This window comes from Massilia sp. GCM10023247 (assembly GCF_042653325.1).
GTDB lineage: Bacteria > Pseudomonadota > Gammaproteobacteria > Burkholderiales > Burkholderiaceae_D > Telluria.
On record NZ_JBHSIB010000024.1, the window covers coordinates 28,836 to 51,971 of the forward strand.

At 68.9% G+C, this 23,136-nt stretch carries 27 protein-coding genes; 17 read left to right on the forward strand and 10 right to left on the reverse strand.

The genetic code is table 11. The annotated features are described in order from the left end of the window. Nucleotides 1-90: 90 nt before the first annotated feature. The 4 genes from ACFPAH_RS19305 to ACFPAH_RS19320 form a co-directional block, all read right to left on the reverse strand. Nucleotides 91-480 (reverse strand): c-type cytochrome, encoded by a 390-nt coding sequence (locus ACFPAH_RS19305; RefSeq protein ID WP_379748550.1) that lies wholly within the window; start codon nt 478-480, stop codon nt 91-93. 32 nt (nt 481-512) lie between these two features. After that, entirely contained in the window at nt 513-1,157 is a 645-nt protein-coding gene (locus tag ACFPAH_RS19310) for a TetR/AcrR family transcriptional regulator (protein ID WP_379748552.1), read from the reverse strand. A gap of 74 nt (nt 1,158-1,231) precedes the next feature. Next, nucleotides 1,232-1,699, reverse strand: a complete 468-nt coding sequence (locus tag ACFPAH_RS19315; protein WP_379748554.1) for a hypothetical protein — start codon at nt 1,697-1,699, stop codon at nt 1,232-1,234. Between the two features lie 87 nt (nt 1,700-1,786). Then, nucleotides 1,787-2,170 carry a hypothetical protein gene (locus tag ACFPAH_RS19320; protein ID WP_379748556.1) on the reverse strand — a complete coding sequence of 128 codons (384 nt, stop codon included), beginning with the start codon at nt 2,168-2,170 and terminating at the stop codon, nt 1,787-1,789. A gap of 168 nt (nt 2,171-2,338) precedes the next feature. Here ACFPAH_RS19320 and ACFPAH_RS19325 point away from each other — a divergent pair, with 168 nt between their 5' ends. The 3 genes from ACFPAH_RS19325 to ACFPAH_RS19335 all read left to right on the forward strand — a co-directional run bounded on the left by ACFPAH_RS19325 (nt 2,339) and on the right by ACFPAH_RS19335 (nt 6,285). Continuing rightward, nucleotides 2,339-2,854: a GNAT family N-acetyltransferase gene (locus ACFPAH_RS19325; RefSeq protein WP_379748558.1), complete on the forward strand. Its 516-nt coding sequence runs from the start codon at nt 2,339-2,341 to the stop codon at nt 2,852-2,854. Nucleotides 2,855-2,915: 61 nt separating this feature from the next. Then, nucleotides 2,916-4,046, forward strand: coding sequence for a branched-chain amino acid ABC transporter substrate-binding protein (locus ACFPAH_RS19330; RefSeq protein ID WP_379748560.1), 1,131 nt, complete (start codon nt 2,916-2,918; stop codon nt 4,044-4,046). 130 nt (nt 4,047-4,176) lie between these two features. Further along, nucleotides 4,177-6,285 (forward strand): putative bifunctional diguanylate cyclase/phosphodiesterase, encoded by a 2,109-nt coding sequence (locus ACFPAH_RS19335; protein ID WP_379748562.1) that lies wholly within the window; start codon nt 4,177-4,179, stop codon nt 6,283-6,285. Here the strand turns inward: ACFPAH_RS19335 and ACFPAH_RS19340 are convergent. The 3 genes from ACFPAH_RS19340 to ACFPAH_RS19350 all read right to left on the reverse strand — a co-directional run bounded on the left by ACFPAH_RS19340 (nt 6,257) and on the right by ACFPAH_RS19350 (nt 7,896). After that, entirely contained in the window at nt 6,257-6,805 is a 549-nt protein-coding gene (locus ACFPAH_RS19340) for an ankyrin repeat domain-containing protein (RefSeq protein WP_379748564.1), read from the reverse strand. The two genes, ACFPAH_RS19335 and ACFPAH_RS19340, sit on opposite strands and share 29 nt — an antisense overlap. Before the next feature lie 77 nt (nt 6,806-6,882). Further along, nucleotides 6,883-7,458, reverse strand: coding sequence for a M23 family metallopeptidase (locus tag ACFPAH_RS19345; protein WP_379748566.1), 576 nt, complete (start codon nt 7,456-7,458; stop codon nt 6,883-6,885). A gap of 117 nt (nt 7,459-7,575) precedes the next feature. Continuing rightward, entirely contained in the window at nt 7,576-7,896 is a 321-nt protein-coding gene (locus ACFPAH_RS19350; RefSeq protein WP_379748568.1) for a hypothetical protein, read from the reverse strand. A 240-nt stretch (nt 7,897-8,136) separates the two neighbouring features. Here ACFPAH_RS19350 and ACFPAH_RS19355 point away from each other — a divergent pair, with 240 nt between their 5' ends. From ACFPAH_RS19355 to ACFPAH_RS19370, 4 genes are all read left to right on the forward strand, one after another. Further along, the gene (locus ACFPAH_RS19355) at nt 8,137-8,493 is read left to right on the forward strand and encodes a YciI family protein (RefSeq protein WP_379748570.1); all 357 of its coding nucleotides are present in this window, start codon (nt 8,137-8,139) and stop codon (nt 8,491-8,493) included. Between the two features lie 130 nt (nt 8,494-8,623). Then, complete coding sequence (locus tag ACFPAH_RS19360; protein WP_379748572.1) at nt 8,624-9,049, forward strand: YciI family protein; 426 nt, start codon at nt 8,624-8,626, stop codon at nt 9,047-9,049. Between the two features lie 32 nt (nt 9,050-9,081). After that, nucleotides 9,082-9,489 carry a VOC family protein gene (locus ACFPAH_RS19365; protein WP_379748574.1) on the forward strand — a complete coding sequence of 136 codons (408 nt, stop codon included), beginning with the start codon at nt 9,082-9,084 and terminating at the stop codon, nt 9,487-9,489. Then, nucleotides 9,489-10,772, forward strand: coding sequence for an RNA polymerase sigma factor (locus ACFPAH_RS19370; RefSeq protein ID WP_379748576.1), 1,284 nt, complete (start codon nt 9,489-9,491; stop codon nt 10,770-10,772). The genes ACFPAH_RS19365 and ACFPAH_RS19370 overlap by 1 nt, the downstream gene beginning before the upstream one ends. A gap of 27 nt (nt 10,773-10,799) precedes the next feature. Here the strand turns inward: ACFPAH_RS19370 and ACFPAH_RS19375 are convergent, their stop codons facing one another. From ACFPAH_RS19375 to ACFPAH_RS19385, 3 genes are all read right to left on the reverse strand, one after another. Beyond that, nucleotides 10,800-11,186, reverse strand: a complete 387-nt coding sequence (locus tag ACFPAH_RS19375) for a cupin domain-containing protein (protein ID WP_379748578.1) — start codon at nt 11,184-11,186, stop codon at nt 10,800-10,802. A gap of 137 nt (nt 11,187-11,323) precedes the next feature. After that, nucleotides 11,324-12,133 carry a hypothetical protein gene (locus tag ACFPAH_RS19380; RefSeq protein WP_379748580.1) on the reverse strand — a complete coding sequence of 270 codons (810 nt, stop codon included), beginning with the start codon at nt 12,131-12,133 and terminating at the stop codon, nt 11,324-11,326. Further along, nucleotides 12,130-12,642, reverse strand: a complete 513-nt coding sequence (locus ACFPAH_RS19385; RefSeq protein WP_379748582.1) for an RNA polymerase sigma factor — start codon at nt 12,640-12,642, stop codon at nt 12,130-12,132. The genes ACFPAH_RS19380 and ACFPAH_RS19385 overlap by 4 nt, the downstream gene beginning before the upstream one ends. A 117-nt stretch (nt 12,643-12,759) precedes the next feature. Here ACFPAH_RS19385 and ACFPAH_RS19390 point away from each other — a divergent pair, with 117 nt between their 5' ends. The 10 genes from ACFPAH_RS19390 (at nt 12,760) to ACFPAH_RS19435 (ending at nt 23,128) form a co-directional block, all read left to right on the forward strand. Next, a complete protein-coding gene (locus ACFPAH_RS19390; RefSeq protein WP_379748584.1) occupies nt 12,760-14,082 on the forward strand; it encodes a S8 family serine peptidase in 1,323 nt (440 codons plus the stop codon). A gap of 462 nt (nt 14,083-14,544) precedes the next feature. Continuing rightward, nucleotides 14,545-15,195: a thermostable hemolysin gene (locus ACFPAH_RS19395; protein ID WP_379748586.1), complete on the forward strand. Its 651-nt coding sequence runs from the start codon at nt 14,545-14,547 to the stop codon at nt 15,193-15,195. Continuing rightward, the gene (locus ACFPAH_RS19400) at nt 15,140-16,618 is read left to right on the forward strand and encodes an AMP-binding protein (protein ID WP_379748588.1); all 1,479 of its coding nucleotides are present in this window, start codon (nt 15,140-15,142) and stop codon (nt 16,616-16,618) included. Before ACFPAH_RS19395 ends, ACFPAH_RS19400 begins: the two co-directional genes overlap by 56 nt. Beyond that, nucleotides 16,615-17,286: a TenA family transcriptional regulator gene (locus tag ACFPAH_RS19405; protein WP_379748590.1), complete on the forward strand. Its 672-nt coding sequence runs from the start codon at nt 16,615-16,617 to the stop codon at nt 17,284-17,286. The genes ACFPAH_RS19400 and ACFPAH_RS19405 overlap by 4 nt, the downstream gene beginning before the upstream one ends. A gap of 2 nt (nt 17,287-17,288) precedes the next feature. Continuing rightward, entirely contained in the window at nt 17,289-18,083 is a 795-nt protein-coding gene (locus tag ACFPAH_RS19410) for an SDR family oxidoreductase (RefSeq protein WP_379748592.1), read from the forward strand. A 30-nt stretch (nt 18,084-18,113) separates the two neighbouring features. Then, the gene (locus ACFPAH_RS19415) at nt 18,114-18,761 is read left to right on the forward strand and encodes a hypothetical protein (RefSeq protein ID WP_379748594.1); all 648 of its coding nucleotides are present in this window, start codon (nt 18,114-18,116) and stop codon (nt 18,759-18,761) included. Nucleotides 18,762-18,786: 25 nt separating this feature from the next. Continuing rightward, on the forward strand, nt 18,787-19,452 hold the full coding sequence (locus ACFPAH_RS19420; RefSeq protein ID WP_379748596.1) for a response regulator transcription factor: 666 nt from the start codon (nt 18,787-18,789) through the stop codon (nt 19,450-19,452). Further along, the gene (locus ACFPAH_RS19425; protein ID WP_379748598.1) at nt 19,449-20,858 is read left to right on the forward strand and encodes a sensor histidine kinase; all 1,410 of its coding nucleotides are present in this window, start codon (nt 19,449-19,451) and stop codon (nt 20,856-20,858) included. Before ACFPAH_RS19420 ends, ACFPAH_RS19425 begins: the two co-directional genes overlap by 4 nt. Nucleotides 20,859-21,153: 295 nt before the next feature. After that, the gene (locus ACFPAH_RS19430) at nt 21,154-22,161 is read left to right on the forward strand and encodes a hypothetical protein (protein WP_379748600.1); all 1,008 of its coding nucleotides are present in this window, start codon (nt 21,154-21,156) and stop codon (nt 22,159-22,161) included. Nucleotides 22,162-22,297: 136 nt separating this feature from the next. Then, nucleotides 22,298-23,128: an ABC transporter substrate-binding protein gene (locus tag ACFPAH_RS19435; protein WP_379748602.1), complete on the forward strand. Its 831-nt coding sequence runs from the start codon at nt 22,298-22,300 to the stop codon at nt 23,126-23,128. Nucleotides 23,129-23,136: the final 8 nt, after the last annotated feature.

Below are 23,136 nucleotides of genomic sequence, written 5' to 3' on the forward strand. Positions count from 1 at the left end.
CGGAGACGGACGAGCAGAAGCGGCGCTTCGCGCAGGCCGAGGAGCGCAAGCGCTCGCGCCAGGCGCTGCACGGCAGGAAGCGCTGAGCGCTCAGCGCGCCCTGGTCCCCTGGTGGCTGCGCAGGTAGGCCAGCAGGTCCGCAACCTGGCTCTCGTTGCTCATGCCCCAGAAGCGCATCTTGGTGCCGGGCACGACGTCGGATGGCGAATCGAGGAAGGCGGCCAGGGTCTTGTCGGTCCAGACGAGCGCCGACCTGGCCATGGCCGGCGAATAGGGGTAGTCGGGCGTGCTGCCGGCGCGGCGGCCGAACAGGCCGTTCAGTTGCGGCCCGAAGCCGGCCCGCGCCGAGGGGCCGATGCTGTGGCAGGAGGCGCAGCGCGAGCCGAACAGGCGCTCGCCGCGCGCGAGGTCCGCGGCCAGGGCGGACAAGGGCGCGCACAGCAGCAGGGCGGTGCCGATCCTGGTAAGTTTGCGTCTCATGTGCGTCTCACGTGCGTCTCGTTCGTGTGCCATCATGCCTGTTCCAGGTGCCGGTTGGCGCTGGCGCGCCTGCGCCCGGCGGGCCCATACGCGGCCATGAAGATCGACAGCGCGCTGGCGGTGGTGCGCGCGATCTGTTCCGGCGTCAGGGCCGGCGGCGTTTCGAACAGGTAGCGCCGGCTCCACTCCGCTTCGAGCAGCCCCTTCAGGTGCAGGGCGGCGCGCGCCGGATCGGCCTTGCGCAGGCGCCCGGCGTCCATCTCGCCGCGCAGGAAGCGTGTCAGGAGCGCCATGGTGCGCGCCGCGCCGAGGTCGTAATGGCCGCCTTCGAAACCGGGGCGTCCGGCCTGCGACACCAGCATGCGGCGCAGCACGACGACCTGCGGCGAAAAATCGTGCGCCAGGTAGGCCAGTGCGAAACGCTCGAGCGTGGCATGCGCATCGGGCGCGGGAGGCGACAATGCCTCCTGGGCCGCGTCCAGAAGCGCCTGGGTCGCTTCTCCGACCAGTTCGAGGAACAGGGCTTCCTTGGAGCCGAAGTAGCCGTACAGCGTCGCCTTCGAGCAGCCGACGCGCGCGCTGATGTCCGACATCGAGGCGCGGTCGAAGCCCGATTCCGCGAACACTTCGGTGGCGGCCTGCAGGATCACCTGGCGCCGCGTTTCGCTTTTCTTCATCGCTGCCTCTCTGGAGTACAGCTTGCGAGCGCCGGGCCGGCCGGCGCGCCGTCCTGCCTTGGAGCGTCTACCTGTTATTCGATCCTGCGCACCTTGGCCGAGTTATTGCTTCCTTCCACGCTCAGGAACAGGGTGCCGAACAGGTTGCGTTCGACGCGCACCCTGGTGTTGCTGCGGCGTGGCAGCACGGCCGAGCTGTCGTCGATGACGCGCCAGACCTGGCCGTTCGCCAGTTTGATGCGCGTGTTCGGACCCCAGCCGTCGAACTCGCCGACGATCGTGCTTTCCATCGATTTCGGCAACTCGTCGACCTTCTTCTTCACCGTCTCGCTGCCGAAGCCGGTAATCGCGCCCGCCGCTGCCGCCCTGGGCGCGGCTGCCGGGGCGGCCGCCGGCGCAGCGGGCGCGGCGCCGACCGGCATCGCGTCGTAGCAGGCAAGGCGGCTGGCCGCGTCGGGCAGGGCGCGGCACGCGAGGACGGCGGCATCATCGGCCAGTGCGGGGCCGGACACCAACAGCAGCAGGGACAGGGCTTTCTTCATATGCGTTTCCAGGATGGCGTGCTTGTGCGGATGCTCATCATTATATCGGCAGCCGCGTCCGCTGTGCCGGGTTCGCTTGCCGGCAGGTCAAGGCCGCTGCGGCTGGGCCAGGAAGATCCATGCCACCGCGATCACCACGGCGCCGGTCGCGGCGATGCACGACCAGGTAAAGAACCACGCGGAGAGCACGGCAGCCCCCAGGCCGCGCTCGACCAGGCAGCCCAGGGCGAAGGCAAAGACGGTCAGGAAAGACCAGCGGCGCAGGTAGACCGGCAGGTAGCGGGACATGCGGCGGTTGTGCTGGAGCGCGGCGTGGCGCTCGATCGGGGTGCGCGCGCGGCCGACGTCGGCGAACAGCCAGTCGAAGAAGATGAAACGATAGAGCAGGGTGCGCAGGCGCGGTTCCGTAGTGGCTGCGGCGGCTGCGGCGGCCGCCGTGGCTTGCGCGGGGGCCGGTCGCTTGCTGGTCATGGTGATCCTCCGATGCAGCCAGTATGCCGCAAGCCGGCCCGGCGCCGGGCCGGCGCGCCAATCGTGCGGCCGGGTCCGGGTCCTGCTCCGCTGCTTTGCGCGCGCCTGCTGGGCAAACCGCAGCCGAAGCATTAGGATAACGGGCTCGACCTCAACCCAGCCTGCCCGATGCATCCCGACCGCGTTCTGATCCGCCCCCTTTCCCACGACGACCTCGAGGCCGTGCTGCGCGTCCAGGCCGAATGCTACGGCCCGGCCATGCAGGAGCCGGCCGCGGTGATCCGGGCGCGGCTGGCGGCGGCCGGCGACACGGCCTTCGCCGCCGTGGCCGGCGGCGCGCTGCTCGGCTACCTGTTCGCTTATCGCAGCCTGCTCGGCAGCGTGACGCCGCTGGGCGCCGCGTATGCGCCGGCCGGCGCGCCCGACACGCTCTACCTGCACGACCTGGCGGTGTCGCCGCGCGCCGCCGGACAGGGCCTGGCGCGCCGGCTGGCGCAGCACGCCGCGCAGCTGGCGCGGCGCGAGGCGCTGCCCTGGTGCGCGCTGGTCTCGGTGCAGGATTCGCAGCGCTTCTGGGAAAAGCTCGGCTACCGGGCCGCGGCCTGCCCGGCGCCGCAGGCGGCCCAGGCGCTGGCGAGCTATCCGGCGCTGGCCCTGTACATGACGCGGCCGGCTCATCCTTGATATAGTGGATTCTTTGCGCCGGCGGCAAGCCGGCGCCGCCGTCACCCATCAAGAGGAATGCATGAAGAAGCAAGCAGTCGCCGCCACCCTGTTGTTCGCGGCCGCCGGCCTGGCCACGGGCCAGGAAGTCGTCCGGATCGGCCACTCGGCCGCCGTCACCGGTCCGGTCTCGTATTTCGGCAAGGACACCGAAAACGGCGCCCGGATGGCGATCGAAGCCCTGAACGCCCGCGGTATGCTGATCGGCGGCAAGAAGGTGCGCTTCGAACTGATGGCCGAGGACGACGGCGGCGACCCGAAACAGGCGACCAGCGTCGCGCAAAAACTGGTCGACGCCCGGGTCAACGGCGTGGTCGGCCATGAAACCTCGGGCACCACGATTCCCGCCTCGAAGATCTACTTCCAGGCCGGCATTCCCCAGATCTCTCCCTCGAGCACCAGCCCGAAATACACCCAGCAGGGCTTCAACACGGCGTTTCGCGTGGTCGCCAACGACGTCCAGCTGGGACGGGCGCTGGGCCGCTATGCCGTCAAGGAAGTCGGCGCGCGCCGTGTGGCCGTGATCGACGACCGCACCGCCTACGGCCAGGGCCTGGCGACGGAATTCGCCAAGGGCCTGCAGCAGCAGGGCGTCAAGGTGGTGGCGCGCGAATTCACGCACGACAAGGCGACCGACTTCAACGCCATCGTCACCAAGATCCGCGCCACCAAGCCCGACCTCGTCTTCTTCGGCGGCATGAGCTCGGTGGCCGGCCCCATGCTGCGCCAGATGAAGCAGCTCGGCCTGAACACGAAACTGATGGGCGGCGACGGCATCTGTTCGGACGAGATCCATAAACTCTCGGGCGGCGCGATGGCCGACGGCCAGGTGTTCTGCGCCGAGGCCGGCGGCGTCGACGCCGCAGGCAAGGCGGCAATGGACAATTTCCGCGCCGCCTACAAGAAGCGCTTCGGCATCGAGGTCCAGATCAACGCGCCGTACGCCTACGACGCCGTGATGACGATGGCCCAGGCGATGGCGAAGGCCGGATCGACCGCCCCGGCCAGCTACCTGCCGGCCCTCGCCGGCATCGAGCACAAGGGCGTGACGGGACTGGTCGCGTTCGACCCGAAGGGCGACATCCGCGACGGCACGATTACCCTGTACACCTTCAAGGGCGGGCGGCGCACGGTGCTGGCCGTGACCAAGTAAGGCCGCGGCGCCCGGGCCGCCGGCAACGGCCGGCGCCGTTGCTGCGCCGGCTACTCCCGCAATGGCGCTACACTGTCAAGGTGGCCGCGAGGCGCACGACAGGGCCGTTTCGCTGGCAAGGAGAGGCAGCATGGAAGAACCGCTGGGTGCGCACGAGCGCCAGACCGATAACGATGCCGGCGCCGGCATCGAACAGTTGCGCTATCTGTGGACCCTGGTCGACACCCTCGAGGCCTGCTTCTACGTCAAGGACCTGGCCGGGCGCTACCGCTTCGTCAACCAGTCGCTGGCCGCCGCCCTGGGCGCGCCGGCCGAGCAGATCCTCGGCCAGACCGACGAGCCCTTCATCGACCTGGCCCGCTCCAGCCTGCCGGAAACCGACCGCCAGGCATTGCGGGGAGAGAAGGTCGATACCGACGAGCTGATCTACCTGCGCAGCGGCGAACGGCGCACCTTCCGCACCGTGAAGCTGCCGCTGTTCGACCGGGCGCGGCGGGTGGTCGGCCTGTGCGGCATCTCGTCCGACATCACGGCGCAGCGCCGGGTCGTCGAGCAGCTCCTCGAGCGCAACGAATTGCTCAATACCGTGCTGGCGAACGTCGACGCCGCCATCTACCTGAAGGACCTCGAAGGCCGCTACCTGTATGCCAACCGGCCCGTGCTCGAGCTCTATGGCCGCGAGCTCGAAGAGCTGGTCGGGCACACCGACCGCGACCTGATGCCGCCGGAACTGGCGGCGCGCGTGACCGAATACGACAGCGCCGTGATGGAGGGCGGCGGCGAGGACATGCGCGAGGAGACCGTCATCGGCGCCGATGGCCGCAAGCACCACTTTCGCTCGCGCAAGATCCCGCTGCGCCTGCCGGGCTTGCCGGCCTGCCTGATCGGCTTCTCGACCGAGATCACCGAGCTGCGCAGCCTGCGCATCCGGCTCGAGCAGGAGCGCGTCACCGATGCGCTCACCGGCTTGCCCAACCGCACCATGTTCGAGGCCTCACTGGAAGAGCAGCTGGTGATGGCCACCCTGGGCGGCGCGCGGCTGGCGGTCGTGATCATCGACCTCGACCAGTTCAAGTTCATCAACAATAACTACGGCCAGGGCATCGGCGACCAGCTGATCCAGCTCGTCGGCCAGCGCCTGCAGCAATGCAGCGTCACCCTCGGCAGCCTGGCGCGCCTGTCCGGCGACGAGTTCGCCTTTACGCTGCCGGACGCGGCGACCATCGGCCAGGTCGCGCAGCAGGTCGAGCAGGTGCGCGCCTTCCTGTCCCAGCCCTACCGGGTGCTGCGCCGGCCGATGCACCTCACCTTCAGCGCCGGGGTCAGCCTGTCGCAGGGCTCGCGCTACGACTCCACCGCGCTGCTCGGACGGGCCGAGGCGGCCATGTATTTCGCCAAGCGAAGCGGGCGCGACCAGTATCGCTTCTATTCCACCCAACTGGGCGGCGAAGTGACGCGCCGGGTCGAACTCGAGCGCGACCTGCGCGTGGCCATGGGCTCCGAGACGATGGGCGGCAGCGAATTTTCCCTGCATTACCAGCCGAAGATGCGGCGCGACGGCAGCGTGGCCGGCTTCGAGGCCCTGATCCGCTGGAACCGCCCCGGTGTCGGCCTGGTCGCACCCGACAATTTCATTCCGCTGGCCGAACAGCTGGGCCTGCTGCTGCAACTGGGGCGCTGGGTCATCGAACAGGCCTGCCGCCAGATCGCCGCCTGGCGCGAGGCCGGACTGGGCAGCATCCCGGTCTCGGTCAACCTCTCGACCAGCCAGCTCAACAGCGCGGCGCTGCCCGATTACGTGTTCGAGCTGATGCGCGCCTACGAGGTCGGGCCCGGCTGCCTGGAGATGGAACTGACGGAGTCGATGATGATGTCGGACCCGGACCTTGCGATTGCCATCCTGCACCGGCTGCGCGGCGGCGGGGTGGCGCTGTCGATCGACGATTTCGGCACCGGTTTTTCCTCGATGGCCTACCTGCGCCAGCTGCCGGTGAACACCCTCAAGCTCGACCGCAGTTTCGTGAAGAACATCGCCGACGATCCGAAGGACGCCGACCTGTGCGCCGGTATCATGGCGCTCGCCCACAAGCTCGACATGCACGTGGTGGCCGAAGGCGTCGAAACCAGTGCCCAGCACCTGGCGCTGGCCGAGCGCGACTGCGACCTGTTCCAGGGTTTCCTGTTCAGCCGGCCGATGCCGGCGGGCGCCGCTACCGAGTTCCTGCGCCGGCCGCACTAGCATCGAGCAAGGCCAGCGCATCCACGGCGCCCATCTTCTCGGCCGCCGTGCGGATCGATATGCCGGCCGCGTCCAGGGCCAGCGGGTCGGCGCCGTGTTCGAGGAGCAGGCGCGCGATGTCGACCCGGTTGAACATGGCGGCGATCATCAGGGCGGTCTTCCCGTTCGGCCCGGCATTGTCGACCTGGGCGCCCGACGCCAGGAGCAGCGAGGCGCAGGCGGCGTCGCCCTTGAAGGCGGCCGCGGCAAGCGGCGTCTGCCCGGCGTCGTTCAGGAGCTCTGGGTCGGCGCCGGCCTCGAGCAGGACGCGCGCCGCGGGCGCATGGCCGTGGTAGCAGGCCAGCATCAGCAGGCTGTCGCCGCGTTCGTTGCGCAGGTTCGGGGGCAGGCCCTGGCCGAGCAGGATGGCCAGTTCGCCGGCCTCGCCGGTGCGCGCGTACTGGAACACGCGGCGCACGAAGGCCAGGGTGTCGTCGTCGAGTTCCTCGGGCGTGGCAGGGCGGGGCGGCGGGGCGTGCATCGGAGCTCCAGCAGTCGGGGGAAGGTTCATTTAAACACAAGCCGTGCGCACCGGGCGTTCCGGCTGGGCGCGGGCGTTCAGCGCCCGTGTTTCTGGCTCGCCGCCCCTGTCGGCGGCGGCTCGGCCTGCGCCAGCGCCGGCTGGCGCAGCAGCGGATACGGGTTGATCGCGCCGCCGGCCTCGTAGATGCCGTAGTGGAGGTGGGGCGGGGTGCCGGCCGCGTTGCCGCTGGTGCCGACATAACCGAGGATGGTGCCGGGGCGCACGCGCTGGCCGCTGGCGATGTCCGCGTAGCGGTCCAGGTGCGCATAGTAATGGCGCTGGCCGCCGGGGCCGAGCACCCAGACCACCTGGCCGCCGAGGCGATTGGTGCCGACGCGCATGACGATGCCTTCGGTGGCCGAGGTGACCGGCGTGCCGCGCCTGGCGAAGATGTCGATGCCTTCGTGCCTGCGTCCGCCGCTGCGCGCGCCGCCCCAGGTGTCGTGCAGCGCGCGCGGGGCCACGCCGCGCACCGGTACCGGCAGCGATTGCGCGGCCGGCATCGATGCCAGCCGCATCGCGTACAGCATCTCCTGGAACCAGGGACCGAGCAGGGCATAGCCGCCCGCGAGCAGGCCTGCCAGCAGGACGGTGCGCAGCAGTATTCGCATGATCAAGGGCACAAACGCGCGGGCGCCCCGAGGCCGGGGCGCCCGCCGATCAGTCTTCGGTGCGCCGCGTGCAGCGGCGCCATGCCCTGCCGGGCTTGCTCGATAAGCAGCGCCGCCTCAATTCTCCTTGCCCATCACGTCCTGGTCCAGGCTCTTGCCCAGGCTGCCGTTCTGGCCGCCGCCCTGTGCGTTGCCGCGCGTCCGGGAGCGGGTGCCGGTGCCGAGTGCCGGCGTGGTGTCGCCATCGTCCGGTTCGGCCGACTGGCGGCTGCCGGCGCGGTTGCCGGCGTCGCTCGCGGCAGGTTTGCCGATGCCGCCGTCGTGCGCACCGTCGTTCAGGTTGCCGGTCGTGCCGGTGACGCCCGCGCTGCTGGTGCCGACCCCGGACAGTTCGTCGTAGTTGCGGCCTTTCGTGCCCTTGCCTTTGTGTTCAGCCATCCTGGCCTCCTCCTGTCGATGTACGGTTCCTTGATGGTAACGCCACGGGCAGGAACGGGAATAGGAGCATACCCGCCACCAGTGTAGGAAGTGTCGGACGACGCTCGGCGGTTTCCGGCGCACGCACCATTGCGCGCGCCCGGCTCGGGCGGCCGTCCCGGGTGCTTTACTGGCTGGTCGCCGCGTTGCATACTCTTGTCAATGTCTTATCGCCGAGTCTATATCTAGGGAGAAATTCGGATGTCGTACATGTTGCTGATCCACGAAGCGGTCGGCCAGCGCGCCAGCCGCACCGAGGCCGAGGGCCGGGCGCTCTACGCGCGCATGCTGCGCTACGGCGAGGAACTGGCCGCGGAGGGGGTGCTGCTGGGCGCGCAGTCGCTGGCGCCCTCCAGCCAGGGCCAGCGGGTGCGCCTGGAAGGCGGCAAGCCGCGCATCGTCGACGGCCCGTTTTCCGAAGCCAAGGAAATGATTGGCGGCTTTTTCCACGTAAACGTGGGCTCGCAGGCCGAGGCGCTGGCGCTGGCGGCGCGCTGCCCGGCCGCCGAATGGGCGACGGTCGAGGTCAGGGCGCTGGCCCCATGCTACGAGACCTGAAAATATTTTTAAAAACGCGTACGCGCCGTGTCGATTTCGATGGAGCCCGTTCGTCGTGTCGGCAAGAACCGGCTTGTTGCGGGGCGTCCGCCCCCCGGGTCGTCCCTCTTTCACCCACAGGAGAACGAACATGCGCTTCATGATCATCGTTAAAGCCAGCCCCGAGTCCGAAGCCGGCGTCATGCCCGGCGAAGAACTGCTCAATGCGATGGCCGAGTACCACGGGGAACTGGCCCGCGCCGGGGTCCTGCTCGACGCCAACGGCCTGCATCCGAGCAGCCGCGGCTGGCGCATCCGCTACCAGGGAAAGGAACGCAGCGTGATCGACGGCCCGTTTACGGAATCGAAAGAAATGATCGCCGGCTACAGCATGATTGCCGTGCGCACGCCCGAGGAGGCGCTCGAATGGGCCCGTCGTTTCCCGAACCCGCGCGGCGAGGGGCAGGACGCGGAAATCGAAGTGCGCCAGATCTTCGAGCTCGACGACTTCCCGCAAACCGAGGCCTTGCAGCGCTTCCACGCGTTCGACGAGGCCCACCCGGATACCACGCGTTGAGCCCGGCCCATCGCCAGCAGAAAGGAATCGCCATGCACAAGCAAATCTTCGTCAACCTGCCGGTCCGCGATCTCGGGCGCAGCAGGACCTTCTTCGCCAGCCTCGGCTTCGACTTCAATCCACAGTTCAGCAACGACGATGCCGCCTGCATGATTGTCGGCGACAACATTTTCGTGATGCTGCTGGTCGAGCGCTTCTTCCAGGGTTTCACCAGCAAGCCGGTGGCCGACGCCTTCAAGGCAACCGAAGTGCTGACCTGCCTGTCGTGCGAGAGCCGGGAACAGGTCGACGCCCTGGTCGCCAAGGCGCTCGCCGCCGGAGGGCGGGCGCCGAACCCGAAGCAGGACCACGGCTTCATGTACGGCCACGGCTTCGAGGACCTCGACGGCCACGTCTGGGAACTGGCCTGGATGGATCCCCACGGCGCAGCCGCGGCCTGATGCGCGCCGAGGTCGACCAGGCGATCGGCGCCGTCTGGCGTATCGAATCGGCGAAGATCGTGGCCGGCGTCGCGCGGCTGGTGCGCGACATCGGCCTGGCCGAGGAGCTGGCCGGCGACGCGCTGGTGGCCGCGCTCGAGCATTGGCCGGCGTCCGGCGTGCCCGACAACCCGGGCGCCTGGCTGATGCGCACGGCGAAGAACGCCGCGCTCGACCGCCTGCGCCGCGACAAAGTGTTCCAGGAGAAGCTGCAGCAGATCGGCTTCGACCTGGAGGCACAGGAGGCCTTGATCGTGCCCGATTTCGTCGACAGCCTCGATGCAGCGCGCCAGGACCTGATCGGCGACGACCTGCTGCGCCTGATCTTCACCGCCTGCCACCCGGTACTCTCGCTCGACGCCCGCGTTGCGCTCACCCTCAAGCTGCTCGGTGGCCTGGGAACGCACGAGATCGCGCGCGCCTTCCTGGTGCCCGAGCCGACCATCGCCCAGCGCCTGGTGCGGGCCAAGCGCACCCTCGGCAAGGCGCGCATTCCCTTCGAACTGCCTGGCGAGGACGAGTTGTCCGAGCGCCTCGAATCGGTGCTGGAAGTCGTCTACCTCGTCTTCAACGAAGGCTATACGGCCACCGCCGGCGACGACTGGATGCGTCCGGCGCTGATGGACGAAGCCCTGCGTCTCGGACGCATGCTGGCGCAACTGGCGCCCGTCGAGCCCGAGGCCCAGGGGCTGGCCGCGCTGATGGAATTGCAGGCCTCGCGCGCGCGGGCGCGCGTGGACGCGGACGGCAAACCGGTGCTGCTGCTGGATCAGGACCGCGCCCGCTGGGACGGCGTCCTGGTCCGGCGCGGCCTGGCGGCGCTGGGCCGGGCGCAGCAGCTCGGCGGCGAGCCGGGGCCCTACCAGCTGCAGGCCGCGATCGCCGCCTGTCACGCCCGGGCGCCGAGCGCGGCGCACACCGACTGGGTCCGCATCGCGGCCCTGTACGGCCAACTGGCGCGCGTTCACCCCTCGCCGGTGGTCGAACTCAATCGCGCGGTGGCGGTGGGCATGGCCGAGGGGCCGGCGGCCGGGCTGGCCATGGTGGATGCGCTGGCGGAGGGCGGGACGCTGGCCGGCTACCAGTGGCTGCCGAGCGTACGCGGGGACTTGCTGGAAAAACTGGGCCGCAAGCGCGAGGCGGCCATCGAATTCGAACGCGGCGCGGGCATGGCCGCGAATGCGCGCGAACGCGCGCTGCTGCTGGAGCGGGCGCGGGCAAATGGTGCCGCGCCGGCGGCCTGAGCTCCGCCCGCCGGCTTGCGCTGCCGATTAATGGCCGTGCTGCTTTTCGTACTCGTCGGCCTCGGCCTTGGTCGCGTGCACGATGCCGTCCGGGTGCTCGGGCGGGGTGTAGAGCGTGTACAGGCGAAGCGGCGCCGTGGTCGAGGTGTTGATCACGTTGTGCTCGGCGCCGGCCGGGATCACGACCGCGGTGCCGTCTTCCAGCGCGTGCCGTTCGCCGTCGAGGATGGCCACGCCTTCGCCTTCTTCGACGCGGATGAACTGGTCGTGGCCGTCGTGGTGCTCGAGGCCGATTTCCTCGCCCGGCTGCAGCGTCATGATGACCAGCTGGCTGCGCTTGGTGGTGTACAGGACTTCCCGGAAGTTGTTTCCCGCAAGGGTTTTTTGTTCGATATTGATGCTATAGCCCGACATGCTTTCTCCCTGTTCAATGCTGGCGCCGCCGACAATGGGCGCCATGCGAAAAAAGATTGTATAGCAGACAGCGCGCGGCGGTGGCTCGGCCCGTGCCCTGCGGGAATCCGTCCGTCGTCGATCCCGCCAGGAAATCATCAGCGCTTCCAGCCGCGGTCGCGCGCCGCCCGTTCGGCCGCGGCGTCGAGCGCCGCGCCCTCGATCCGCTCGTCGATCGCATCGAGCACGGCCACCGGCGCCGCGCTGCCGGCCTGGCGGTAGGCCTGGCTGTCGGCCGCGGCCTCGCGCAGCACCGGGATGCGCCAGGCGTCGCCGTCGCGGCAGGCCAGGCCGGCGCTGGCGGCGGTGCTGAAGCTGCGGCAATAGCTGCCGTCGCGGGCGGCGAAGCTGACCCCGATCTGGACCGGCTTGCCGGCCTGGGCGCTGCCCGCCAATTGCTGGGAGAGGGCGCCGGCCAGTGCGCCGCGCGCGACCAGGCGTCCGCTGGCGTCGGTCGCGACCAGGCCGCTGCCCTCGCTTCCGGCGCCGCCGCCCAGCCACAGGCTGCCGGCCAGCACGCCCACCGCCAGCGAGGCCGCCAGCGCACCCCAGCGCGGCCAGCGGCGTTGCTGATCGCTGGCGGCGCCGGCTGCGCTGGCGGAGGCCGCTTCGCGCGCCCTGGCCTTGCGCTCGCGCGCGGCGTCGAGCGAGGCGATGGTGCCTGTCCGCCGGCTTTCATTGCCGGCAGGGCCGGCAGCGCCCGCGGCGGCCGGCTGCAGGCGCGCCGGCACCGGTTCGTCGAGCACGCCCGCGAAGGCGGCAAACACGTCGGTGCGCAGTGCCCGGTGGCGTGCGATGGCCGCGGCGACGGCGGGGTCGGCGCGCTCGGCGGCCTCGACGGCACTGCGCTCGGGTTCGCCCAGTTCGCCGTCGGCATAGGCCATCAGGGTTTCGTCGGAAAAGCTCATGGTTCGGTCCTCGATGCGGTCCTCGATGCGGTCAATGCGTCGTCATGCAACAGTTTCTGTAGTGCCTCGCGCGCCCGCGCCAGGCGGCTGGTGAGCGTGCCGATCGGAATCTCCAGCACCTCGGCCGCTTCCTTGTACGGCAAGCCGTCGACCAGCACCAGCGCGACCACGATGCGGTGCTCCTCGGACAGCAGGCTCATCGCCTTTTGCACGGCCATGCGCTGCTGGTGCGCCGCCGTGCTGTCGTAGCCGACGTGCTCGCCTTCTTCCTCGGGGGCGAACAGCGTGTCGCGCCGCACCCGGCTGCGCACTTCGTCGATCCAGGCATTGCGGATGATGCGAAACAGCCAGCTGTCCAGGCGCGTGCCTTCGTTATATTGCTCAGAACGGTCGAGGGCACGCTCCATCGCCACCTGCACCAGGTCGTCGGCATCTTCCCGGTGGAAGGTGAGGGAGCGGGCGAAGCGGCGCATCCGGGGCAGCAGGGCGGCAAGTTCGTTGGCAAGCATGGGTGCGGTGGTGGTCACATCAGGTAAACGTCGGCGACAGGGATTTTATTCCATCTGCCAATCGTTTTTCTCAATATAGTTCCCGAATTCATATTTCCATCCTCTATGATCCTGAGCATGAAACCCTGCCGACCTCTTTCCCGGCGCCTGCTGCAGCTTGCGCTCGCCTGTGTCCTGTGCAGTGCCGGCGCCGCCCAGGCGCAGCTCGGCCTGCCGCGCCTGAACCTGCCGCAAACCCTGGGCCAGCCTGGCCTGGACAGCCTGGTGCGCCCGGCCGAGCGCCTGCTCGACCGCGCCGTGCCGGGCGAGATCAAAGGCTTGCGCCTGGGACAGGTGAGCGAACTGCTGCGCCGCCACCGCGACCTGCTCGAAGCCGATCCGCGCGGCGAACCGGTGGTGCGCCGCGAGCTGCTCGCCACCTCGCCGCCGCCCGCCGTGCTGCGCGAGGCGGCCCGGCTCGGCTTCGAGCTGGTGCGCGAGCAGGCCTTCGAGGAGCTCGGCGAGTCGCTGGTGGTGCTGCGCGCCCCAGCCGGCATGTCGACCGCCGAGGCGCTGGCGCGCCTGCGCGCACTCGACCCGCAGGCCTCGTTCGATTTCAACCATGTATATATGGGCGGCGGCGCGCTGGCGCCGCTGGAGGGCGCGGACCAGACGGGCAGCGGCAAGGCCGGCACGGCGGCCCCGGGCGTGGTCGGCCTGATCGACAGCGGCGTGGACGCCGCGCACCCGGTGTTCGACGGCGCCCGCATCGAACAGTTCGGCTGCAACGGCAAGCTGCACCCGGCGCCGCACGGCACGGCGGTGGCCGCCTTGATGGTCGGGCGCGCCGAGCGCTTCCGCGGCGCCGCGCCCGGCACCCGGCTGTACGCCGCCGATATCTACTGCGACAGCCCGACCGGCGGCTCGGCCGACAAGATCGCCGCCGCCCTGGCCTGGATGTCGAAGCAGAGCGTCGGCGTCGTCAACCTGAGCCTGGTCGGCCCGGACAACGCCACGCTCGGCCGGGTGGTGGCGGCGATGGTCGCGCGCGGCCATTTGCTGGTGGCGGCGGTCGGCAACGACGGCCCGGCCGCGCCGCCGCTGTACCCGGCCAGCTATCCGGGCGTGGTCGGGGTCAGCGGGGTCGACCGCCAGGGGCGGCCCTTGCCGGAAGCGGCGCGCGGCCCGCAAGTCATGTTCGCCGCCCCCGGCAGCCAGATGGTGAGCGCGGCGCCCGGCGCGCCGCCCTACCGCCAGGTGCGCGGCACCTCGTTCGCGGCGCCGCTGGTCGCTGCCCTGCTGGCTCCGGCGCTGCCGCGGCCGGACCGCGAGGGCGCGCAGCGGGCACTGGCCGCGCTGGCACGGCAGGCGGTGCGCGCCGATGCCAATGCCGTCAGCAATGCGCTCGGCCACGGCGTGGTGGGGGCGGCGCTGCGGGTCGATCCTGCGCGATTTCGTTAGGCGGCGACCGTGCCCGTAAGGAATGGCCACAACGCCGGACAATCGACTCAGGGGCTATCGAGCGCTCCTGACCTTTTTGAAGAGTCGCCTTTTGCGGGTCCACCTCTGCCAAATCTGCAGCATCACTCAGCCGTGCCCGCTCCCTGAACCAATCGGTTACGTTCGCGACGATAAGCGAAGGCGTATCCATGTCCAGTCGCCGCCGCACATGGCATTTGTTCTCGGTTGGTGTCAACAAGGAACCGAGCTCGGAAATCAACACCAACATTGATGTCGTAGTCGTCGCTCTCAAGGGGACTTCCGGACCTGCGACACGGCGATACTCTCCAGGTCGCTTCGACGCCATATGGCATTCGACCGTTCCTATTTAATACGGCTTAGTTTTCGCGTGGTTAATCTGCACTTAATCTTCCCTGCATAGTCTCGAGCCGTTGAAACAAACGACCACGACAGGCAGTGAACATGATGAACCTTGCAGAACCCATGGAGGTCGCAGTCGGGAATCCGCGGGTGCCCCGCCCGCCGCGCGGGCCACTTGAGCAATTCGAGCGTGGCGCCGCTGGACGGGAAGCGCTCGAAGCATTCATTGCGGCGACGTTCCTCAAGAATTACGGTGCCCGGATCGACCACTTCAGCGACACCCTGGTCGGGGTGCGCGATTCGCTCGGGGCCTGGACGGCCGCACTCGGCTATTCCATCGGTGGTCCCGCACGGTTTTTCGTCGAGCACTATCTCGACGAGCCAATCGAGCTCGAGATCGGCCGGCGCTTCGGTGAGCAGGTGGACCGACGCCAGGTCGTCGAGGTCGGCAACCTCGCCGCGAACCACTCGGGCGCGGCACGCGCCCTGATCGTCGGGACCACCATGCTGCTGGAGCGGATGGGGCTGCGGTTCGTGACTTTCACGGCCACGACCAGCCTGCTCAATTCCTTTGGCCGGCTGCGTCTGCGCCCCCAGGAACTCACCCGCGCCGATCCAGCGCGCCTGCCCGATGGCGGGCGCAACTGGGGCAGCTACTACGACACCCAACCTCACGTCATGTTTGGCGACATCCACTATGGTTATTCAGAACTTGCTCGACTCGCTGCCCGCACACATCACCCTGCTGACTGACGGACGCCAGGCGCTCGACCGCGCCGCGCTCTGCGCGAGGGTGGAACGGGTCGCCGCCGCATTGTCGGCACGGTCCCGGCCCGCGGCCCCGGTCGGCATCCTCGCGGACAACTCCCCGGAATGGCTGGTCGTCGACCTCGCCACCCAGTTGCTGGGGCTGACCCTGGTACCCTTGCCGCTGTTCTTCACGCCGGAGCAATGGGGTCATATCATCGCCGGCAGCGGCATGGGCGCGCTGTTCTGTGCCGATCCGGCCCAGGGCACGGCGCTCGGCTTCGAGCGCAGCATCGACGGCGGCGGCGTGCTCGCGCTGTGCGAGACGGCGCGCGTGCTCGACCCTGTGCATCTGGACGGCGTGCAGAAACTGACCTTTACCTCCGGCACCACCTCGGCGCCGAAGGGCGTCTGCCTGAGTACCGCCCAGCAGTGGGAGGTGGCGGCTGCGCTGCGCGAGGGCGTCGCCCCGCTTGGCCTCGGGCGCCACCTGTGCCTGCTGCCCTTCGCCGTGCTGCTGGAGAACATTGCCGGCCCCTATACGGCGCTGCTGAGCGGCGCGACGACGATCTGCCCGCCGCTGCTCGAAACCGGCATGCGCGGCGCCAGCGGCTTCGATCCCGACACCTGCCTCGACGCGATCGCGCGCCATGAAGCGCACAGCATCACGCTGGTGCCGCAGATGCTGCAGGCGCTGGTTGCGGCGGCCAAACCGGGCGACGCGCGCCTGCGCAGCCTGCGGTTTGTGGCCGTCGGCGGCGGCAAGGTGGCGGCGCCGCTGCTCGCGTCGGCCCGCGAGCGCGGCCTGCCTGTGTTCGAGGGCTATGGCTTGTCCGAATGCGCGTCGGTAGTGGCGCTGAACCTGCCGCAGACGCAGCGCGAGGGCAGCGTGGGCCGGCCGCTGCCGCACCGGCGCGTGGCGATTGCCGCCGACGGCGAGATCCTCGTCCAAGCCCGCGCTGCGCGCTACCTGGGCCAGGCACCGGCCGAGCAGGACAATGGCTGGCTGCCCACCGGCGACCTCGGCCACCTCGACGAGGACGGTTTCCTGTTCATCGACGGCCGCAAGAAAGACATCCTGATCACGGGCTTCGGCCGCAACGTCTCGCCCGAATGGCCGGAAGCGGCCCTGACGAGCACCGGCGCAATCGCGCAGGCCATGGTCGTCGGCGAAGCCCAAGCTTACCTCGGCGCCCTGATCGTGCCGGCGCGTGCCGGCCTCGACCCGGCCGTGCTGCGGGCCGCGGTCGAGCGCGCCAACGCACAGCTGCCGGACTACGCGCAGATCCGCCGCTGGTATCCGGTGGCCCCATTCCTGCCGGCCCAGGGCCTGCTCACACCGAATGGCCGCCTCAGGCGCGAGGCCATCCGTCACCTATATGCGAACGAGATCGCATCCCTCTTTATCCAACCGGAGTCGACTACGTGAATTTCTTCAATCAACTGCAGGCGGCGACCGAACCGCAGCGCCAGGAAATGTTTGCCATTCCAATCATCCAGGATGCGCTGCAGGGCAATGTCGTCATCTCACAATACATCGCCTTCCTCAGCCAGGCCTATCACCACGTGAAGCATACCGTGCCGCTTCTGATGGCTTGCGGCAGCCGCCTCGACGCCCGTCACGAATGGCTGCGCGAAGCCATCGCCGAGTACATCGAGGAGGAGGTCGGCCATCAGGAATGGATCCTGTCCGACATCCGCGCCTGCGGCGGCGATGCCGAAGCGGTGCGCCTGGCCCATCCCCATGCCAGCACCGAGCTGATGGTTGCCTACGCCTATCACCAGATCGACCGCGGCAATCCGGTCGCCTTCTTCGGCATGGTACACGTGCTGGAAGGCACCAGCACCGCGCTGGCGACCCACGCCGCCGACACCATGCGCTCGGCCCTGGCGCTGCCGCCGGAGGCCTTCAGTTACCTCAGCTCGCACGGCAGCCTCGACCTCGACCACGTCAAGTTCTTCGAAGGCCTGATGAACCGACTCGAGGAGGAAGCCGACCGCGAGGCGGTGATCCACATGGCGCGCATGATGTACGGCCTATACGGCAACGTCTTCCGCAGCCTGCCGCGCGGCGAACAACTGTTCGCGGGGGCATGAAAATGGCACAGACCGACACCCCTTACCGCGCCGTCCTGACCGGCGCCAGCGGCGGCATCGGCGCGGCGATCGCAGAACGCCTGGCGGCGCGTTGCACGCTCCTCATCCTGGTCGGACGCAACAGGACCTCCCTCGACGCGCTGGCCGGCGCGCTGCATGGATGCACGGTGCGGGTCGTCAGCGGCGACCTGTGCGAGCAGGCCACGCTGGATGCGATCGCTAGCTGCGCGCACGACCACGGCGGCATCAACCTGCTGGTCAACAACGCCGGCATCAGCAGCTTCCACGCCTTCGAAACCCAGCCTGCCGCAGCCATCCGCGCTCAGGTCGAGACCAACCTGGTCGCGCCGATGCTGCTGACGCGTGCTTTGCTGCCCCTGCTGCATGCGGCGCCGGCAGCCCAGGTCGTGAATATCGGTTCCGTGTTTGGCTCGCTCGGCTTTCCCGGCTTTGCCGCTTATGGCGCCGCCAAGGCCGGCCTGGCGGGCTTCTCGCAGTCGCTGCGGCGCGAGCTGGCCGACACCAACGTGACGGTACGCCATTTTTCGCCGCGTGCCACGCGTACCTCGATCAACAGCGTGGCGGTGAACCGGATGAACGTGGAGCTGCGCACCAACGAAGACACGCCCGAGGCGGTCGCCGAGGCCTTTATGCGCTTCCTGGGCGGTAGTGCAGCCGAGCACACCCTGGGCGGCTCCGAGCGCTTCTTTGTATTCGTTAACAAGCTGCTGCCGAGAATCCCGGAGAGCGCGATCCGGAAGCAGCTGGGGCAAATTCGCAAATACCTTCCCCGATAACAATTTAACCCGCTAATCAAGGAGAAAAAGATGAAAAACCGACTCGCATGGTACGCGGCAGTGGCCGTGGCCGCCGTGATGAGCCTGCCGGCACTGGCCGGCGTCAACGAGGACGTCGCCCACCTGCAGCAGGGCTGGGAACAGGTCAAGTACCAAACTCCTGTGCCAAAGCAGGAGCAGGGATTCGAACGCCTCGTGGTGGAAAGCGAGCAGGTACTGGCGCGCAACCCGAACAGCGCTGACGTGCTGATCTGGCATGCGATCATCGAGTCGACCTATGCCGGCGCGAAGGGCGGCCTGGGCGCGCTGAAGTACGTGAAGGATGCGAAGAAGAATCTAGAGCAGGCGCTGGCGATCAATCCGTCGGCGTTGGCAGGTTCCGCCTACACAAGCCTGGGTTCGCTATACTACCAGGTGCCCGGCTGGCCGATCGGCTTCGGGGACGACGCCAAGGCGCAGGAATTCCTGAAGAAGGGACTGGCTGCCAATCCGGACGGCATCGACCCGAACTTCTTCTACGGCGATTACCTGTTCCGCAAGGGCGACCTGGACGGCGCTGAACGCTCGCTGCGCAAGGCCCTGCAGGCGCCGGCGCGTCCCGGACGCAAGCTTGCCGACGAGGGCCGGCGCGGCGAGATTGCGCAATTGCTGGACAAGATATCCCAACAAAGGAAATGAGCGACATGCGAAACGGAATGCGCCCTTGAGGCTGCTACTAATCGAGGACGACGAGTCGCTTGCCAGCGGCGTGCTGGTGGCGCTGCGCCGTGCCCACTACACGGTCGAGCACGTGCGCGACGGCAACTCCGCGGTGGCGGCGTTGCGCGACAACGCCTTCGACCTCGCCATTCTCGACCTTGGCCTGCCCGGCATCGACGGCACGCAGGTCCTGCGCCAGGTGCGCGCCGGCGGCGCTAGCCTGCCGGTCCTGATCCTGTCGGCGCGGGACGCGATGCGCGACCGTGTCCAGGGACTCGATCTCGGCGCCGACGACTACCTCGTCAAGCCCTTCGAACTCGACGAGTTGCTGGCGCGCCTGCGGGTCATCACGCGCCGCCACGGCGGGCGCCCGGTGAACCGCATCGAGCATGGCGCGCTCGTGCTCGACCTGGACAGCCTGCGCGCATCCTGGCACGGTGAGCCGGTCGAGCTCCAGCGGCTCGAATTCATCCTGCTCAAGCAGTTGGCGGACAATCCGCTGCGGGTCTTCAGCCGCTCCCAGCTCGAGGAATCGCTGTATGGCTGGGGCGAGGGAGCCGAAAGCAACACCATCGACGTCCACGTCCACCACCTGCGGCGCAAACTCGCCCCGGCCGTCGTCAAGACGATCCGCGGCGTCGGCTACCGCCTGGGCGACGTCGGCGCATGACGGAGCGAACCTATTCGGGCCGGCGGCGCCTGGTGGCCGCCACGCTGGTCTGCATGATCCTGATCTTCGGCGGCATCGCCGTGGTGGCCCACCTGGTGGCGCGCCACGAGTCCGAAGAACTGTTCAGCGCCCGCCTGGCCACCTCGGCACGCGTACTGGAGGCGCTGGTCGCGCAGCAACTGGCGACGGCGACGCTCGCACAGCCGATCATCATAGCGCTGCCGCCGGAGCTCGAGACGGCAGGCGAGACCGAGAACGAGGCCTTTGGCCATCGCTACGAAACCAAGATCGCATTCCAGGTGTGGCGCGACGATGGCGCGCTGCTGGCGAAGTCGGCGGCCGCGCCGCGGGAATCCCTGGCGCCACTGCGGCCGGGCTTCAGCGCCCACACCGTCGGCAATACGCTGTGGGAGGTCTTTGCCCTGCGTTCCGGGAACATCTGGATACTCACGGCCGAGAAGGAAGAGGTGCGGCGCGAAATGGCAGATTACGTCGGCCGGTCGATCATCGCACCCATGATCGTCGGCGGACTGCTGATGCTGGCCGCCGTGAATATCGTGCTGATCCGGAGCATGCAGCCCCTGAAGGAGCTTGCGGCGCGCATCGCGGCGCGGTCGCCCGATTCGCTCGAACCGGTGCGCTTGCCGGAAACCCCGGTCGAACTGGCGCCGATCGTCAGCGATTTGAACGAGTTGCTCGACCGCATACGTGCTGCGTTCGAGCGCGAGCAGCGTTTCATCGACGCCGCGGCCCATGAGATTCGCACGCCGATCGCGGGATTGCAGCTGCATATAGAGAATGCTTTGCGCTCGCAAACCGAAGCCGAACGCGCCGAGGCGCTTGTTTCTGCGCTGGCCGCGGCGCGGCGTACGAGCAAGCTGGCCGAGCAGCTGCTGACCCTGAGCCGGATCAGTGCCCGCAGTGATGCCTACGAGCTATGCGAGGTATCGCTGCTCGATGTTTGCCACGATGTCATCGGGGATCTCGATCCTTTGCTCGAACGCAGGGGCCAAACGATCAGCCTTGATGCGGAAGAGAATTGTCGCGTCCGGGGCGAGCCGTCCCAGCTGCGCCGGCTCCTGCAGAACCTGGTCGACAACGCCTCCGTGCATGGCGCGCCGCAGGGCGAGATCGTCGTGCGCTTCGTGCGGCACGCTGGACGCGTGCTGCTGTCCGTCGCAAACGACGGCGTCCCAATCCCGGACGGCGAGGTCGGAAGGCTGTTCACGCCTTACTATCGGTTGCCCGGTGCGCCACCGAACGGTCACGGCCTTGGTCTGGCGATTGTCAAGGAAATCGCCGACCAGCACGGCGCGAGCATCGCCATCCGCCGCAAGCCCGATGGCCAGGGGACCGTGGTCGAGGTGGCCTTGCCGGCCAGCTGGGCGCAGGCCAGCCAGCCCTAGCCGGGCACGTCACGCTCCGTGCGGCAGACCGGGATTCTGGTTTCAGGGTACGGCGACATCGATCGGCTTCGGCGTCGGCTTCGGCAGATCGAGTTTGCTCATCGGCTTCCCAAAGGCCTCGCGAGCCTGGAGTCAACCCGGGCCGCAGGGGGGAACGCTTCGAAGCCAGCGCCCGGCCGCGCAGCTTCCTGAAAAACAGAAAATATTTTCGGATGGATGGAAGAAACGGCCGAGCCCGTTCGTTTTCCATGTAACGGCGCCGATATCGTGCGCGCCACTTACAGGAGAAACCACCATGAAAACCAAGAAAATCGTTCGCCACGTCGCCATCGCCCTGTCCATGAGCTTCGCCGTATCGGCCCAGGCCCAACTGCTGGGCGGCGGTGGCAGCCTGGGCGGCGCCGTCGGCGGCATGGTCGGCGGCGGTGGCGGCTTCGGCGGCCGCATGGGTGCGATGGAGGCGATGGGCGGCCGCGGCTCGGCGATGGAGGCGACGCGCCAGGTCGAACGCCGCAGCAGCCGCATGGACGCCCGCGGCGAAGCCGGCGCCCAGGGCGGCCTGACGGGCGGCCTGACGTCCGCCGGCCGCGAGCTGCGTGGCCGCGCCGATGGCGCAGGCAGCGGCGGCGGCGACCTGGGGGCCGGCTTGCCGCGCGGCCGCTCGGTCGAGGCAGGCGGCTCCGGCTCGGGTGCGGGTTCGCTGGCCGGCGCCCTGGCGGGTAACGCTCGTCATGCCGGCGAGGGCAATGCAGCGGGCAATGCCCAAGGTATCCTGGCCGGCAATGTCGCCCGCACGTCCCCGCCGGTCCAGGACGGCGGCAGCGCTGCCGGCAACGGCAGTGCTGGCCTCGCCGGCAGCCTCCAGCGCGGGGCGCCGTTGGCCGGCAGCGGCAGCGCGGCAGGCAGCGCCGAGGCAGGAGCGAGCCGCTCGGTGAGCGTCTCCGGCGGCCACTCGGGCGCCGGCGCCGAGATGCAGGGGCAGGGCAGCGCTTCGGGCTCGGTGGCCGTGCAGCCGGGCGCCGGCCAGGTGCGCGAACTGGCAGGCAACGCGCGTGCCGAAGCCGGCGCGGCCGCCGCGCCGGCGGTCGGCGCCGCCCGCAACCAGGCCAGCCGCACGGCCGAGTACGCACGCGCCACGGCCGGCAACGCGCGTTCGGCGGCCGCGGCGACGGCAGGGGGCGCAGCCGGCGCTGCACGCGGCCTCGCCGGCAAGGCGGCATCGACGCAGGTGCCGGTGTCGGGCACGGTGAGCGGTTCGGTCTCGGCCGGCGGCGCGGCCTCGGGCAGCGGCGGCACCAACTGATGGGTCCGGCAGCGCGCCGAAGCCTGGCGCACGCTGCTTATGCCTTAGCAACATGTTCATATGGGAAATTGATCGTTCCCCGCGGCGGGTGCTTGCCCTATACTGATCGGCTTTTTACTCAGTAGCTGGAGAAACCATGGGCACCCGCCGCACCTTCCTTGCCTGCGCCATCGCGCTTTCCTCGTTCGTCGCCGCCGGCGCGGCCCACGCCGACCAGCTGGCCGACATCAAGAAGAAGGGCGAGATCGTGTTCGGCGTGCTCGGCACGGACGAGCCGAACAGTTTCATCGACCCGAAGACGCGCGAACTGGTCGGTTATGAAATCGACCTCGCCAGGGCGGTGGCGAAGAAGATCGGCGTCAAGCCGGTGTTCCGCCAGATGTCGGTTGCGGCCCGCATCCCCGAACTGCAGCAGGGCCATGTCGACGTGCTCGCTGCCACGCTGACCCACAACAAGGACCGCGAATCGCAGGTCGACTTCGCGCTCACCCATTTCGTCACCGGCTCGCGGGTCATGGTGCGCGCGTCCAGCGGCATCACCGCCTTGCCGCAACTGGCCGGCAAGAAGGTCGTGACGGCGCGCGGGGGCACCCAGGAGATCAACATCCGCGCCGCCGTGCCGAACGTAAACGTGGTGACATTCGAGAATACCCAGCAAGCCTTCCAGGCCCTGCAACAGGGCAAGGGCATCGCCTACGTCAACGACGAGTCTTCGCTGCTGGCCGATTACAGCAAGCTGGGCCCCGCGGCAAAGAACTTCACGATCCTGCCGGGCAGCATCGGCCGCGAATCGATCGCGCTCGGCCTGCGCAAGGGCGAAAAGGGCCTGAAAGCCGTGGTCGACGCCACCCTGCGCGAGCTCGAAGCGAGCGGCGCGGCGAATGCGCTGTTCAATAAATGGTATGGCCCGGGCACCCGTCCGAACATCGCCAAGCGCGGCTTCACCATCCATACCGACCAGATCTAACAGCAGGC